This window comes from Photobacterium sp. TLY01 (genome assembly GCF_021432065.1).
In the GTDB taxonomy this organism is placed as follows: Bacteria; Pseudomonadota; Gammaproteobacteria; order Enterobacterales; family Vibrionaceae; genus Photobacterium; species Photobacterium halotolerans_A.
In genome coordinates, this window is the sequence record NZ_CP090364.1 from 758257 (window position 1) to 772570 (window position 14314).

Annotated in this window: 12 protein-coding genes; 5 read left to right on the plus strand and 7 right to left on the minus strand. The window is 53.3% G+C overall.

The features are described 5' to 3' along the window. Positions 1-8 precede the first annotated feature (8 nt). Together LN341_RS03810 and LN341_RS03815 are read right to left on the minus strand one after the other, a co-directional pair. Positions 9-770 (minus strand): sulfite exporter TauE/SafE family protein, encoded by a 762-nt coding sequence (locus tag LN341_RS03810; protein WP_234204066.1) that lies wholly within the window; start codon positions 768-770, stop codon positions 9-11. A gap of 86 nt (positions 771-856) precedes the next feature. Then, a complete protein-coding gene (locus LN341_RS03815; protein ID WP_234204067.1) occupies positions 857-1774 on the minus strand; it encodes a LysR family transcriptional regulator in 918 nt (305 codons plus the stop codon). A 170-nt stretch (positions 1775-1944) separates the two neighbouring features. On the opposite strand from LN341_RS03815, the gene LN341_RS03820 reads away from it, so the two are divergent. Then, on the plus strand, positions 1945-2871 hold the full coding sequence (locus tag LN341_RS03820; protein WP_234204068.1) for a DMT family transporter: 927 nt from the start codon (positions 1945-1947) through the stop codon (positions 2869-2871). Positions 2872-2946: 75 nt separating this feature from the next. Here the strand turns inward: LN341_RS03820 and pta are convergent, their stop codons facing one another. Both pta and LN341_RS03830 read right to left on the minus strand, forming a co-directional pair. Next, on the minus strand, positions 2947-5100 hold the full coding sequence (gene pta / locus LN341_RS03825) for a phosphate acetyltransferase (RefSeq protein WP_082095812.1): 2154 nt from the start codon (positions 5098-5100) through the stop codon (positions 2947-2949). Positions 5101-5220: 120 nt separating this feature from the next. Further along, positions 5221-6420, minus strand: a complete 1200-nt coding sequence (locus LN341_RS03830; RefSeq protein ID WP_234204069.1) for an acetate kinase — start codon at positions 6418-6420, stop codon at positions 5221-5223. Between the two features lie 320 nt (positions 6421-6740). Here LN341_RS03830 and yfbV point away from each other — a divergent pair, with 320 nt between their 5' ends. Then, positions 6741-7190, plus strand: a complete 450-nt coding sequence (gene yfbV / locus LN341_RS03835) for a terminus macrodomain insulation protein YfbV (protein ID WP_046221514.1) — start codon at positions 6741-6743, stop codon at positions 7188-7190. A gap of 141 nt (positions 7191-7331) precedes the next feature. On the opposite strand, the gene dxs is transcribed toward yfbV, so the two are convergent. From dxs to xseB, 3 genes are read right to left on the minus strand one after another with little or no spacing between them, the layout of a single operon-like run. After that, entirely contained in the window at positions 7332-9197 is a 1866-nt protein-coding gene (gene dxs, locus LN341_RS03840; RefSeq protein WP_234204070.1) for a 1-deoxy-D-xylulose-5-phosphate synthase, read from the minus strand. A 23-nt stretch (positions 9198-9220) separates the two neighbouring features. Then, positions 9221-10117: a (2E,6E)-farnesyl diphosphate synthase gene (gene ispA / locus LN341_RS03845; protein ID WP_234204071.1), complete on the minus strand. Its 897-nt coding sequence runs from the start codon at positions 10115-10117 to the stop codon at positions 9221-9223. After that, positions 10110-10352 carry an exodeoxyribonuclease VII small subunit gene (xseB, locus tag LN341_RS03850; RefSeq protein WP_027253848.1) on the minus strand — a complete coding sequence of 81 codons (243 nt, stop codon included), beginning with the start codon at positions 10350-10352 and terminating at the stop codon, positions 10110-10112. The genes ispA and xseB overlap by 8 nt, the downstream gene beginning before the upstream one ends. Positions 10353-10725: 373 nt before the next feature. Between xseB and pomA the strand changes: the two genes are divergently transcribed. From pomA to thiI, 3 genes are all read left to right on the plus strand, one after another. Beyond that, positions 10726-11487 carry a flagellar motor protein PomA gene (gene pomA, locus LN341_RS03855; protein WP_046221511.1) on the plus strand — a complete coding sequence of 254 codons (762 nt, stop codon included), beginning with the start codon at positions 10726-10728 and terminating at the stop codon, positions 11485-11487. A gap of 11 nt (positions 11488-11498) precedes the next feature. Next, on the plus strand, positions 11499-12440 hold the full coding sequence (locus LN341_RS03860) for a flagellar motor protein MotB (protein ID WP_234204072.1): 942 nt from the start codon (positions 11499-11501) through the stop codon (positions 12438-12440). Positions 12441-12644: 204 nt separating this feature from the next. Further along, complete coding sequence (gene thiI, locus LN341_RS03865; RefSeq protein WP_234204073.1) at positions 12645-14093, plus strand: tRNA uracil 4-sulfurtransferase ThiI; 1449 nt, start codon at positions 12645-12647, stop codon at positions 14091-14093. The last annotated feature ends 221 nt before the right edge of the window (positions 14094-14314 follow it).

The window sequence follows — 14314 nt, forward strand, 5'->3', positions numbered from 1 at the left end:
AAGAATCCTCACATTCCGAATAACAGTTTGACCCCGATCAGAAACGTCAGGGCTTCGAAACAGCGTTTGATCAGCTTGTTGCTTTGCCTGATAGCCAGGTGTGCCCCGAGGTAGCCCCCCAGCAATGATCCGGCAATCAAAATCGGCAGCCAGGGCCAGAATATTTCTGCACCTGCCGCGTACATGGCGAGCGCACCTGTGCCGTTCCAGAACAGACCAACACTGATCATGGTTAATGCGACGGCCTGTTTATAGTCATAACCAAACCAGCGGATCAGAAATAAGGTCACAAACAGGCCGCTGCCTGCGGTCAGCGAACCATTAATCACTCCGATCCCGGCCAGGCCGAGACTACCGGCAATCAGTCCTTTAGTATCCCGTCGGCGGGCACTTTCATTCTGGCCCAGGCTGGGTTGATACAGGGAGTATACGCCAAGGCCGATAATGAGCAGGCCAAGGGCGGCCTCAGCCAGTCGGCCCGGGACAAACAAAATGGCATTGGCGCCCAGGATGACACCTAAGGTCCCGGATGCAATGACATAGCCCGTCATTGACCAGTTCAGCTTACCGGAACGGATATGTTTGACCGCCGCGCCCAGCCCGAGTGCGACGCTGGCGATTTTATGGGTAGCCAGCGCCACGGAAAAAGGCAGGCCCAGAAAAATCAGCAGGGGAAACTGGATAAGCCCGGCACCGCCGCCGGACAATGAGGCCAAAGTGTTGGCAAACAGGGAGCCAATGAAAAGTCCGAGAGAATTTAACCAATCCATGTATCTTGCTGCAATCCTTGATGATTCAGACTTCACAGCATACGGATTATGTATCGCAAGGCCAAACCCTATGTTGATTTCCTTGCTCAGGTCATTTGCGAAAATTTGTCTTGCAGGTGAGCAAGAAAGGCTCTGGTCTGATTGGGCAGGTATTTTGACTGCGGATACTGTGCAACGATTTGCCCCTGATAATTGCCGTTGATCTGCCAGTCGGGCAGGAGCTCACAGACTTGCCCAGATTCCAGGTACGTGGACATGGTAAACGCCGGAAACATAGAGATACCCATATGCCTTAACACTGCATCCCGGCGGATTTCACTGTGGTTGACGGTCAGGGTGCCCCGGACCTGAAATGACAGCGTTTGCTGATTCCTGGTAAAGCGCCAGGTTCTGTCAGTTGCGGTTTCTCCCAGGCAAATACAGTTGTGGCGGCTGATCGCTTCCGGATGAGCGGGAACACCGTGCTGTGCCAGGTACTCAGGGGTTGCGCAAAGCACCAGTCGGGTCTGGCCGAGAACTTTAGCGACCAGACCATCGACTGGCTTTTCTGAAATCCGGATGATCAGATCGACTTCATCGCCGACGGGATCAATCTCTTGATCGGTAACTTTCAATTGAAGCTGAACTTTAGGGTGATGTTCAATGAAGTCGAGAATCATAGGCGCCAGAACCTGGCGGGACAAGGCTTTCGGTGCTGCAACCCGCAGCAGCCCCGAAATTTCGCTTTCACTGGACTGAGCGGCTTTGACCGCCAGTCTGGCCGATTGGAGCATCTCGCAGCACAGGTGATATACATCTTTGCCGACCGGGGTTAATCGCATCTGGCGCGTTGTTCGCTCAATTAATTTTTCCTGTAACGCGTTTTCCAGCCGGGAAACAGAACGACTGACTGAAGAGGGGGCAACCCCTAAGCGTATTGCTGATTTAGAAAAACTGCCTTCATCGATCACAGTGACAAAGGTGGCCATTTCGGGCATCAGTACAATCAGTCTATTTGTATCCACTGCGCAATTATCCTTTGCGTTTGAGCCGTATTGTTTGTTCCACAGTACTCACGGATAGTATTCGGGTCAATTGATGGTTAGGTCGTGCAAAGGAATGAATATGAGAAAATTCAGAAGTATGGAAGATGAACTCAAGGTTGCAGTATACGTTCAACTGATGGCGGAACAGCATGACTGATACCACTCAAACCTTGAAACGGGGCGGTTTTGCCTTCCCGAAAACGGAATTCCTATTGCTGCTGGTGGCTGTATTTTGGGGAACAAGTTATGGCCTGACCAAGCAGGCACTCCTGTTGACCACGGCACTGACATTTATCGCGATTCGCTTTTCAATGACTTTTGTCGCCTTACTGCCGATCATGGTGATGGATTTCCGGAAAGGTCGGAATAAAGACTGGTTTGCTGCGATACCGACCGGAGGGATCCTGTCTGCTATTTTCTTCTGTGAGGTGTTTGGGGTCTCTCTGACGACGGCATCCAATGCCGCATTTTTGATCAGCCTGTCGGTGATTTTGACCTCCTTTGCTGAGTTCATAATCAATAAGAGGCGCGTCAGCCCTCGGATGTTTTTGCTTGTGCTGATCAGTGTTGCCGGGGTATTTCTGCTCACGCATCGCGAAGGAATGGTCTGGACGCTGAACACAGGGGATTACTTTATTCTGCTCGCGGCAGTGCTGCGGGCGATGATGGTCACTCTGACCAAAAAGTTCACCGACGGGCGGGAAATCACCACGGCGACCTTAACGGCGTTGCAGTCGCTGACGGTAGCCCTTGTGGCTGCGGTCGCCCTCAACGTTGCAATGCCGACAGCGGCTGTCAGCTTACCGGACTCAGTGACGTTCTGGAGCATTCTTGTCTATCTGGTTCTGTTTTGTACCCTGTTTGCCTTCTATGTGCAGAATCATGCAGTCAGGCAGATATCTCCGACCAGGGCTTCCTTATTGATGGGCAGTGAACCGCTGTTCGGAGCGCTGTTTGCTGTGGTTTGGTTGCAGGAAAGCCTGTCTGGAGTGCAGGTTCTGGGCGGGGGGATGATTTTGGTCAGTGTCTTGCTGGCCTCAATGAAAGAGTCACCCGACAGACTGAATGAACGGTGAAGTACGATGGCAAGTGCGACATAAAAAAGAGGAGGCCAAATGACCTCCTCTTACCATGTTAAATGGCACCCAGACTTAAGCGTTTTGCTCTTCCGCCTGTTTGGCCTGAATCGCAGTCAGTGCGATGGTGTAGACGATGTCGTCTACCAGCGCGCCACGAGACAGGTCGTTGACCGGCTTGCGCATGCCCTGAAGCATTGGACCGATAGACACCAGCTCGGCAGAACGCTGTACCGCTTTGTAGGTGGTGTTCCCTGTGTTCAGATCCGGGAACACGAACACGGTGGCTTTACCGGCGACCGGTGAATCCGGCGCTTTCGACTTCGCCACGTTTTCCATGATAGCGGCGTCATACTGCAGCGGACCGTCGATGATCAGATCAGGACGTTTTTCCTGCGCGATACGGGTCGCTTCACGGACTTTATCCACGTCGGCACCCTGACCGGAATTACCGGTAGAGTAAGAGATCATCGCCACGCGCGGTTCAATGCCGAAGGCTTTGGCAGAGTCCGCCGACTGAATGGCGATTTCAGCCAGTTGCTCAGCGTTCGGATCCGGGTTGATGGCACAGTCACCATATACCAGTACCTGATCAGGCAGCAGCATGAAGAAGACAGAAGATACCAGTGACGCACTTGGCGCGGTTTTGATCAGCTGCAGCGGCGGGCGAATGGTGTTGGCTGTGGTATGTACCGCACCCGAGACCAGACCGTCCACTTCGTCTTGTTCCAGCATCATGGTGCCCAGGACAACGGTATCTTCCAGTTGTTCACGGGCAACCACTTCGGTCATGCCTTTGTTCTTACGCAGCTCAACCAGACGGGCGACATACTGTTCGCGCACAGAGGCCGGATCAATAATGTCAACGCCAGCGCCCAGGACCACACCTTGCTGTTCGGCAACGCGTTTGATTTCCGCCGGGTTACCCAGCAGCACACATTCAGCAATACCGCGCTCGGCACAGATAGCAGCCGCTTTGACGGTCCGTGGCTCATCCCCTTCAGGCAGCACGATGCGCTTCGCTGCACGGCGGGCATATTCTGTCAGTTGGTAACGGAAAGCCGGCGGGCTCAGGCGGCGTTCACGGGCAGAACCTTCGCTCAGAGACTCAATCCACTGACCATCAATGTGACTGGCCATGTATTCGTTGACCATCTCGACCCGCTCTTTATCGTCAGCCGGCACTTCCAGGCTGAAGCTCTGCAGGTTCAGAGAGGTCTGCCAGGTGTTCCCTTTGGCAATCATGACAGGCAGGCCGGTTTCAAACGCGCGCTTACACAGTTTTTCAACTGTCGCAGGCAGTTCATAACCGCCGGTCAGCAGCAGCGCGCCAATTTCCACACCGTTCATCGCCGCCAGACAGGCTGCAACCACCACATCAGGACGGTCAGCAGAAGTCACCAGCAGTGAGCCCGGGCGGAAGTGCTCAACCATGTTCGGGATAGAGCGGGCACAGAAAGTGATGCTCTTGATGCGACGGCTGTCGATTTCACCCGGGTTGATAATGTCAGCATTGAGGTGCTTGGCAATATCCGTTGCACGGGTTGCAATCAGTTCAGCATTGAACGGCGCACAGCCCAGCACACGGATCGGGCTGGAGTTGAACACTTGCATCACTTCAACGTGAGTCGGCATGACAGAGTCAGAACCGTCGAAAATTTCAGACAGATCCGGACGGGTACGACCTTCGGCATCCACTGGGGCATTGAGCTTGTTCACAATCACACCTGCGATGTGTTTGTTCTTGATGCCGCCAAAGTTAGAACAGGCAATTTCAATGCGCTCTTTCAGCTGGGCCGGGTTGTCTGTGCCTGGTGCCACCACGAACACGATTTCCGCATCCAGTGTTTTGGCAATTTCGTAGTTGATCTGGTTCGCAAACGGGTGCTTGCGGGTCGGGACCAGACCTTCAATCAGGGCCACTTCAGCGCCTTCAGTGGCTTCTTTAAAGCGGGCCACGATATCTTCCAGCAGCACGTCGCTCTGGTCGCTGCGGATCAGCTCATCGGCTTCCGCCATGGACACCGGCTGAGCAATTTGCATGTCGCTGTTGGCACGGATAATCGACGTTGTCAGATCCGGCTGATCGCCGCCGTGACGAGGCTGGGCGATAGGTTTGAAAAAGGAAACACGGACGCCTTTGCGCTCCATAGCGCGAAGCACACCCAGGCTGACGCTGGTCAGGCCGACTCCGGCACCGACCGGAATGAGCATAATGGTACGTGACACAGTCAATTCCTCAAACTGTTAGCAAACGGTAGAAAGGGAGATCCGGCTGTCGGACAGCGACTCCCGATAATGATCATGCTTGATCGAAAAAGGCCGACGAGGTCGGCCAATTGGTGTTGCTTAGATGTTGGTCAAGCGTGCTGTATCTTCAGCAATCACCAGCTCTTCATTGGTCGAGATAACCATGGCCGGTACGCGGCTGTTGTCAGTGGTGATCACACCTTCGCCACCGAAACGGGCTTTCAGGTTCTTCTCATCGTCGACTTCGATACCGAAGAACTTCAGGCGGTTCAGCACCATTTCACGGATAGGGGCAGAGTTCTCGCCAATGCCGCCGGTGAAGGTGATCGCATCCAGCTGGCCGTCCAGCGTGGCTGTGTAGCTGGCCACGTACTTCGCCAGACGGTGGCAGAATACGTCCATGGCACGGGTTGCTTCTTCTTTCTGACCATAGTTGTCTTCAACGAAACGGCAGTCAGACGTGACTTCTGTCAGGCCGGCCAGACCGGATTCTTTGGTCAGCATGGCGTTGATTTCGTCAACAGAGTAGCCCAGAGAGTCGTGCAGGTGGAAGATGATCGCCGGATCCAGATCGCCGCTGCGGGTACCCATCACCAGACCTTCCAGTGGCGTCAGACCCATAGAGGTATCGACTGACTGACCGTTCTTGATCGCACAGACAGACGCACCGTTACCCAGGTGACAGTTGATGATGTTCAGTTCGCTTTCCGGTTTGCCCATGCGGTTTGCCGCTTCACGGGTAATGAACAGGTGCGAAGTACCGTGGAAACCGTAACGACGGATGCCGTGGTCTTTGTACAGCTTGTATGGCAGCGCGTACAGGTAAGCTTCTTCCGGCATGGTCTGATGGAAGGCTGTATCGAATACGGCCACATTTTGCAGCCCCGGGAAGGCTTTCTGCGCGGCTTTGATACCGATGATGTTCGCAGGGTTGTGCAGCGGTGCCATTGTGGCACACTCTTCGATGGCGTTGATAATGTCATCATTGATCAGCGCTGACTGCGTAAATTTCTCGCCGCCGTGAACCACACGGTGGCCGATCGCTTTCAGATTGTCAGCCAGTTCAGGTTTTGAGGCCAGGATAGTCTCGACCATGAAAGCCAGTGCTTCTTCGTGCGCAGCACCGTTACCCAGTTGTGCTTCATGTTTGGCACCATCAAGTTTCCACTTGATACGCGCTTCAGGAAGGTACAGGCATTCTGCTAAACCTGACAGGTGCTCATCACCTGAAACAGTGTCGATAATGGCAAACTTGAAGGAAGAACTGCCGCAGTTAAGTACTAGAACCAGCTTAGACATGTGAGTGACTACCTATATAATCTTGTCTGAAAGTTGATATTCAATTGAATAAGCGTTAACCATAGAATAGTCGACCCAGTGTATGGCGAGACTAAACCAGGTAATTTTGCTTCTGTCCGTAGAAGTGAAATGCAAACCTGAGGAGTTAACTTATCCTTAATTTATTGCGATAACAGGGTTATCGGCCAACAATTACCTAAGGCGTGCATAGGATAGCCCTTGTTGGTCGATATCACAAAAAAATTTTTAAAAATTAATTCACGGTAGATTGATTGTTGTTGTTTTTGAAGATTTATAATATTTGTTGAGGCTGGTGTGAGATGAATCAGACAAAAATCTGGAAGCAGGTCCAACACGGCCAGCACTACATGTCGGTATGGCCCATGCGCAAAGAGCTGGCGGTTTTGTTCCCGGAGCAGCGCTATATCAAAGCCACCCGGTTTGCGGTGCGGGTGATGCCGGCTGTGGCTGTGATGAGTGTGCTGAGTCAGATGGCATTTCATAATACCTCTGGTTTGCCACTGGCGATGGCCGTGGCCCTGTTTGCACTCAGTATGCCGCTGCAGGGCTTGTTATGGCTGGGTAAGCGCAGCAGAACAGTTCTGCCGCCTTCTCTGGCGAGCTGGTGCCGGGAAATACACGGCAAAATTCTAAGTGAAGGGTATAGCATGCAGCCGCTGAAAGATCGTCCACGTTATCTGGAGCTGGCACAGGTGCTGGACAGAGCCTTCAAGCAATTGGATAAGGCTTCGCTGGAACGCTGGTTCTGATTGCTGTCAATGCAGGTCAGTGGTCTGTGAAACATCTTCTGAACACTGGCGGGCAACAGCCGGTCGAGATCAAGCAACAAAAACAAAAAAACGGACAGGGAAATGACCTTGTCCGTTTTTTTATTTGCTTCAGCCTGTGATTCAGCTGGCCAGATAGCGGCGGATTTGTGCCTCTATGCCCGGGCCATCGATTTCCAGTTCAGCATGCAGTTCGGCCTGGGTGCCCTGATGGATGAATTTGTCCGGCAGACCGATTTGCAGCACCGGCTTGATGCGCTTGTCTTTCATCAAAAATTCGATCACACCGGAACCGGCACCGCCGGCGATGGCGTTCTCTTCCACCGTCACCAGCAGATAATGGCTGTCAGCCAGCTGGCGGATTAAGGCTTCATCCAGTGGCTTGACGAAGCGCATGTCAGCAACTGTGGCATTCATGGCTTCTGCGGCTTCCAGCGCATAGCTCAGCGTAGTGCCGAAGTTCAGAATGGCAATGCTTTCACCCTGGCGGCGGAGGATGCCTTTGCCCAGTTCCAGCGCTGTCATGGTGGTCTCTGGGGTCACGCCGGTGCCGCTGCCACGCGGGTAGCGTACCGCACTAGGCCCCTGATGCTGATGACCGGTATAGAGCATCTGACGGCACTCGTTTTCATCACTCGGGGTCATGATCACCATGTTAGGAATACAGCGCAGGAAGCTCAGATCGAACGCTCCCTGGTGGGTCTGGCCGTCAGCCCCGACCAGCCCGCCACGATCGATGGCGAACATCACCGGCAAATCCATAATGGCGACATCGTGGATCAGCTGATCATAGCCGCGCTGCAGGAAGGTCGAGTAAATCGCGACAACCGGATGATAACCGCCAATGGCCATGCCGGTTGCCAGGGTCACCGCATGCTGCTCAGCAATGGCGACATCAAAATACTGGTCCGGGTATTCTTTGGAGAAGCGGACCAGACCCGAGCCTTCGCGCATTGCCGGTGTGATGGCCATCAGTTTGCGGTCTTTTTCGGCCATATCACACAGCCAGTCGCCGAAAATTTTCGAGAAAGTCGGCTTGCTGTCTTTGGCTTTCGGCAGCGGGTTCTGGCTCAGATCAAATTTTGGGACGGCGTGATAATTGATCGGATCGGCTTCCGCCGGGGCATAGCCTTTGCCCTTTTTCGTCATGATATGAAGAAATTGCGGGCCTTTGAGGTTGCGCATATTTTTAATGGTGCGCACCAGCTCCTGCACATCATGGCCATCAATCGGGCCGATGTAATTGAAGCCCAGCTCCTCAAACATAGTGCCGGGCACGACCATACCTTTGAGATGCTCCTCAGCCCGGCGGACCAGCTCTTTAATCGGTGGCGCGCCGGAGAGCACCTTCTTACCGCCTTCGCGGATGCTGGCATAGAAATTACCGGACAGCAGGCGGGCCAGATGATTATTGAGCGCGCCCACGTTCTCGGAGATCGACATTTCATTGTCGTTGAGGATCACCAGCATGTCGCTGTGCACATCGCCGGCATGGTTCATGGCTTCGAAAGCCATGCCTGCCGTAATGGCGCCGTCACCGATCACGCTGACGACCTTGCGGCCCGCGCCTTCACGCTCGGCGGCAATCGCCATGCCCAGGCCGGCACTGATCGAGGTCGAGGAGTGGCCAACAGACAACACGTCGTATTCACTTTCTTCCCGCCAGGGAAAAGGATGCAAGCCGTCTTTCTGGCGAATGGTATTTAACCGGTCGCGACGTCCGGTCAGGATTTTATGCGGATAGGCCTGATGGCCGACATCCCAAATCAGATGATCAAACGGTGTGTTGTACACATAATGCAGGGCAACCGTCAGTTCTACGGCACCGAGGCCAGAGGCAAAATGCCCGCTGGACTGACTCACAGAGTTGAGCAGATACGTCCGCAGCTCATCGCAGAGCGCAGGTAAACTGTCCACCGGCAGTAAACGAAGTTCGTCCGGTGTATTGGCTAAGGCCAGATGTGGGTATTTAGAAATATCCAATGTCATAACAAGTCGGCGCTTATACTGTTTTAGTTGTTGCGCTCGATAACGTATCGGGCGAAAACTTCTAATGAATCTGTATTGTAGGGTATAGCTTCCAGGGCGTGTAGGGCTTCCTGGTATAGCTGGCGAGCTTTCTCCTGGGCGCCTGCTAATCCGAGCAGGGCCGGGTAGGTGCTTTTTTCCAGAGCGACATCCGAACCCTGGGGTTTGCCCAGTGTCTGAGTATCGCTGATCACATCCAGAATGTCGTCCTGAACCTGAAAGGCCAGGCCAATCGCTTCTGCGAACCTATCCAGCTGGGGCAGGATGGCGACGCCTTTTTCACCGGCCGCCAGCGCGCCAAGACGCACCGCACAACGGATCAGTGCCCCGGTTTTGTGTCTGTGGATGGTTTCCAGCTGCGCCAGACCGACACGTTTGTGCTCTGCGGCTAAATCCAGCGCCTGTCCGGCACACATACCGGCCGCACCGGCCGCCTGTGCCAATTCGCGCACCATGGCGATGCGCTGGCTGTTGCCCTCGGCACTCAGCCGGCCAGCAGCCAGTATTTCGAAAGCGAGTGTCTGCAGAGCATCACCGGCCAGAATGGCGGTGGCTTCATCAAAGGCAATGTGACAGGTCGGTTTACCGCGCCGCAGTTCGTCGTCGTCCATGGCAGGCAGATCATCATGGATCAGCGAATAGGCGTGAATACATTCAACGGCCGCCGCCGGGGCATCCAGATCATCCATCTCCGCGCCCAGCATGCTTCCTGTGACATACGTCAGGAAAGGCCGGGCACGCTTTCCGCCCAGCAGGGTGCCGTGTCTCATCGCCTGAACCAGCGGCTGATCGGAAAAGGGTAACTGAGTCAGCCAGTGTTCCAGCTGATCGTTATTACGGGCCGCGTACTCGGCCAGTTGTTGAGAAAGGCTGTTAGTCATCGCTCGGTTCAAAGTCCGTCAGTGGCGCATTGTCGTCAGCTTGCAGCAGAATCTCAACCCGTTGCTCGGCCTGAGTCAGTTTTTGCTGGCTGTTGCGGGCCAGGGCAATGCCACGCTCAAATTTTTTCAGCGCGTCTTCTAAAGGGATATCACCGGATTCCAGCTCGTTGACTATCACATCGAGTTCATTCATGGCTTCTTCGAAGGCCATCTTTTCTGGTTTTTTGGTCGCCATATCCGGTCCATTGATGGGTTGTGAGCGCGTTTGGAGGTGCGCCCGAAAATGAGGGGAAAATAGCGCACAGGCTATGCCGGGTCAAATTATGGCACAGGGAAGTGTGCGCATTACAGTGTTATTTTTACGGTTTTTATCCCCTGCGCTGCTTTGCATCGCCCATTGCAAGCGGAATGCAATCACAGAGAACAGGCGGAAGTTCGGTTTTTCCCAGCAGAGCACAAAACCGAGGGTTAATCCGTGCTAAACCAAAATCCAAAGGTGCCGATACAGGGTGAGTAAGTTAGAATAGCGCCAGTTTGAGCTGGCCAGAGTAACCCGGGCATTCTGATGTCATTTGGGTTGATAAGAAAAAATTACAGAGGAGTGATCCGTGGATTTGGCAACCCTCATAGGCTTAGTTGGTGCCTTTGCTTTTGTCATTATGGCGATGCTGCTGGGTGGCAGCCTTGATATCTTTTTCAATGTGCCCTCGATTTTGATTGTATTGGGCGGGACCTTATTTGTTGTCTTAATGAAGTTCAGCCTGTCGCAGTTTTTTGGCGCCGCCAAAATTGCGGCCAAAGCCTTTATGTTTAAAACAGATGATCCGGAAGATTTGATTGCCAAGATTGTCGAAATGGCGGATGCGGCACGTAAAGGCGGTTTTCTGGCGCTGGAAGAAATGGAAGTCAATAACAGCTTCCTGCGCAAAGGGATTGATTTACTTGTCGATGGCCATGACGCCGATGTTGTACGTTCGACACTGCAAAAAGATATCGGGCTGACCAACGAGCGCCATGAACGGGGGATCAGTATATTCAGCTCCTTGGGTGAAGTGTCACCGGCGATGGGGATGATCGGTACCCTGGTCGGTCTGGTTGCTATGCTGACTAATATGGACGATCCCAAATCAATCGGCCCGGCCATGGCTGTGGCGTTGTTAACCACTTTGTATGGTTCGATCCTGGCCAACATGGTGGCGATTCCGATTGCCGATAAACTGTCCTTGCGTAAAAACGAAGAACGCCTGAACCGCCGCCTGATCCTTGATGGGGTGCTGGCGATTCAGGATGGCCAGAATCCGCGTGTGATTGATGGTTTTCTGAAAAATTACCTCCATGAAAAACAACGCCGTACCGACGTTGATGAATAAGGAGGCAGGTGATGGACGAGACCGAATGCAACTGTAAGAAAGGCGCACCGGCCTGGATGGCAACGTTCGCCGATCTGGCGACTCTGCTGATGTGTTTTTTCGTGCTGCTGCTGTCGTTTTCTGAGATGGACGTGTTGAAGTTCAAGCAAATTGCAGGCTCGCTGAAATTTGCCTTTGGTGTACAGAACATGGTGGAAGTGAAAGATATTCCGAAAGGCACCAGCGTGATTGCACAGGAATTTCGTCCGGGACGGCCTGAGCCCACCCCAATTGAAGTCATCATGCAGCAAACTATCGACATGACGCAGCGGACGCTGGACTTCCATGAAGGTGAATCAGAAAAAGCCGGCGGCACCAAGCGCGAAGCCGGTAAACTGACTGGCGGGCGCTCCGAGCACACCGCCACTCAGATGAACCAGAATACGCAGTCGGAGATGACGCAAGCCCAGCAGCAATTGGCCGATGTTTTGCAAACGGCCCTTGAGCGTGAAATCCAGGAGAAATTGATTGAGGTTGAAAACCTGGGTCAGCAGGTGGTGATCCGTATTCGTGAAAAAGGAGCGTTTCCGGAAGGGTCGGCGTTTTTGCAGCCTAAGTTTCGCCCACTGGTACGCCAGGTGGCCGAGCTGGTCAAAGACGTCCCCGGCGTGATTACCGTGTCTGGTCATACGGATAATCAGCGGCTGGACTCTGAGCTATACCGTTCCAACTGGGACTTGTCGGCGCAGCGTGCTGTGTCCGTCGCTCAGGAAATGGAAAAAGTGCAGGGCTTTGATCATCAACGGATGCGCGTGCTTGGGCTGGCGGATACTTCGCCGCTGGACAGCAATGACACCCTGGACGGACGGAAGCGTAACCGGCGGGTAGAAATTGCCATCATGCAGGGGAAACCGCATTTTACCAATGAACTGACCAGTGACCCGGCAGGGGAATCTGCCGTCCCGTCAAATTAAGCCTACAATCTGAGTAAGGACATGATGCGTGTTCGCCTGACAGGGCGAGTACGCATCAGGCAGCGAGAGAAGGAGCCAGGATGGACCACGTGTCTGTGAAACTCTTCGCTCGCTGTTTTTTCTGATAATCCTTTGTATTTCAGCGACCGCTTGCTTGCTGTATAATCCGCGCCTTTAGTTAGGCCCTGTGAAGCGAAGCATGTTATGAAATTTATTGTAAAGCCCCATCCAGAGATTTTTGTAAAGAGTGAATCAGTGCGGAAGCGCTTTACCAAAATCCTGGAGTGCAATATCCGCATTATCCTTCAGCGCCTGTCTGATCAAGTGGCTGTGTACAACCGACGCAGCTACATTGATGTCACAGTGAAGGACGACAGCCTCCGTGATCAGGTTCTGACCGTACTGACCCAGACGCCTGGGATTCACCATGTGCTGGAAGTGAAACAAACCGATTTCACCGACATGCACGATATCTTCGAGCAGACTCTGGCCCATGTCGGCAGCGAACTTGACGGCAAAACCTTTTGTGTACGCGCCAAGCGGGTGGGTAAACACGACTTTACCTCCATCGAGCTGGAACGTTACGTGGGCGGCGGTCTGAATCAGGCCGTTGAAAGTGCCAAAGTGCAACTGAAAAATCCGCAGGTGACGGTCAAGATTGAAGTGGACGGCGAGAAACTCAATCAGGTGCTTGCCCGCCATAAGGGGCTGGGTGGCTTCCCGCTGGGGACACAGGAAGATGTACTGAGCCTGATCTCAGGTGGTTTCGATTCCGGAGTGTCCAGCTATCTGCACATCAAGCGCGGCAGTAAAGTGCATTACTGTTTCTTCAACCTGGGCGGTCCGGCGCACGAAATTGGTGTGAAGCAGGTTTCTCACTACCTGTGGAAGAAATTCGGCTCTTCGGCCAAAGTGAAGTTCATTGCCATTGATTTCGAACCTGTTGTGGCAGAAATCCTGGAGAATGTTGATGACGGCCAGATGGGCGTGGTGCTCAAGCGTATGTTTATGCGTGCGGCAGGTCAGGTTGCTGAGCGATTTGGGATTCAGGCGCTGGTGACCGGCGAAGCGCTGGGCCAGGTATCCAGCCAGACGCTGACCAATCTGCGTCATATCGACAATGTGACCGATACATTGATTCTTCGTCCGCTGATCAACTGGGACAAAGAAGATATTATCAATGTTGCTCGTGATATCGGCACCGAAGACTTTGCCAAGACTATGCCTGAGTTCTGCGGTGTGATCTCGAAAAGCCCGACCGTGAAGGCGGTGAAAGAAAAACTGGAAGCTGAAGAAGCCAAGTTTGATTTTGCGGTGCTGGATCGTGTGGTGAGTGAAGCGCGTATCCTCGATATCCGCGACATCGAAAAAGAAAGCCAGGAGCAGGCACCAGAGATTGAGCTGGTGGATCAGATTGACGGCAACAGTACTGTACTGGATATCCGTAGTCCGGACGAGGAAGATGAAAGCCCGCTGCACATCGAAGGGGTGGAAATCAAGCATCTGCCGTTCTACAAACTGGCAACTCAGTTTGGCGATTTACCTCAGGATAAAACCTATCTGCTGTATTGTGCTCGCGGTGTGATGAGTCGCTTACAGGCGCTGTACCTGAAAGAAAATGGTTTCGATAATGTGAAGGTTTATCGTCCATAATCCTCAATTGCTTTGCTTTGCTTTGCTTTGCTTTGCTTTGCTTTGCTTTGCTTTGCTTTGCTTTGCTTTGCTTTGCTTTGCTTTGCTTTGCTTTGCTTTGCTTTGCTTTGCTTTTCGTTCCCTCCCCTTGGCAAGGGGAGGGTTAGGGTGGGGTTCGTGAGGCGAGCGCGTTTTTTGCGCCAGTGCCAGATAACCCCCTCCTGACCTCCCCCTTGAAAAGG

What these genes read in the sequence shown, in the direction of transcription:
- LN341_RS03810 (WP_234204066.1), bottom strand. Translation starts at nt 770, where the DNA reads ATGGATTGGTTAAATTCTCTCGGACTTTTCATTGGCTCCCTGTTTGCC.
- LN341_RS03820 (WP_234204068.1), top strand. Translation starts at nt 1,945, where the DNA reads ATGACTGATACCACTCAAACCTTGAAACGGGGCGGTTTTGCCTTCCCG.
- LN341_RS03830 (WP_234204069.1), bottom strand. Translation starts at nt 6,420, where the DNA reads ATGTCTAAGCTGGTTCTAGTACTTAACTGCGGCAGTTCTTCCTTCAAG.
- yfbV (WP_046221514.1), top strand. Translation starts at nt 6,741, where the DNA reads ATGAATCAGACAAAAATCTGGAAGCAGGTCCAACACGGCCAGCACTAC.
- dxs (WP_234204070.1), bottom strand. Translation starts at nt 9,197, where the DNA reads ATGACATTGGATATTTCTAAATACCCACATCTGGCCTTAGCCAATACA.
- ispA (WP_234204071.1), bottom strand. Translation starts at nt 10,117, where the DNA reads ATGACTAACAGCCTTTCTCAACAACTGGCCGAGTACGCGGCCCGTAAT.
- xseB (WP_027253848.1), bottom strand. Translation starts at nt 10,352, where the DNA reads ATGGCGACCAAAAAACCAGAAAAGATGGCCTTCGAAGAAGCCATGAAT.
- LN341_RS03860 (WP_234204072.1), top strand. Translation starts at nt 11,499, where the DNA reads ATGGACGAGACCGAATGCAACTGTAAGAAAGGCGCACCGGCCTGGATG.
- thiI (WP_234204073.1), top strand. Translation starts at nt 12,645, where the DNA reads ATGAAATTTATTGTAAAGCCCCATCCAGAGATTTTTGTAAAGAGTGAA.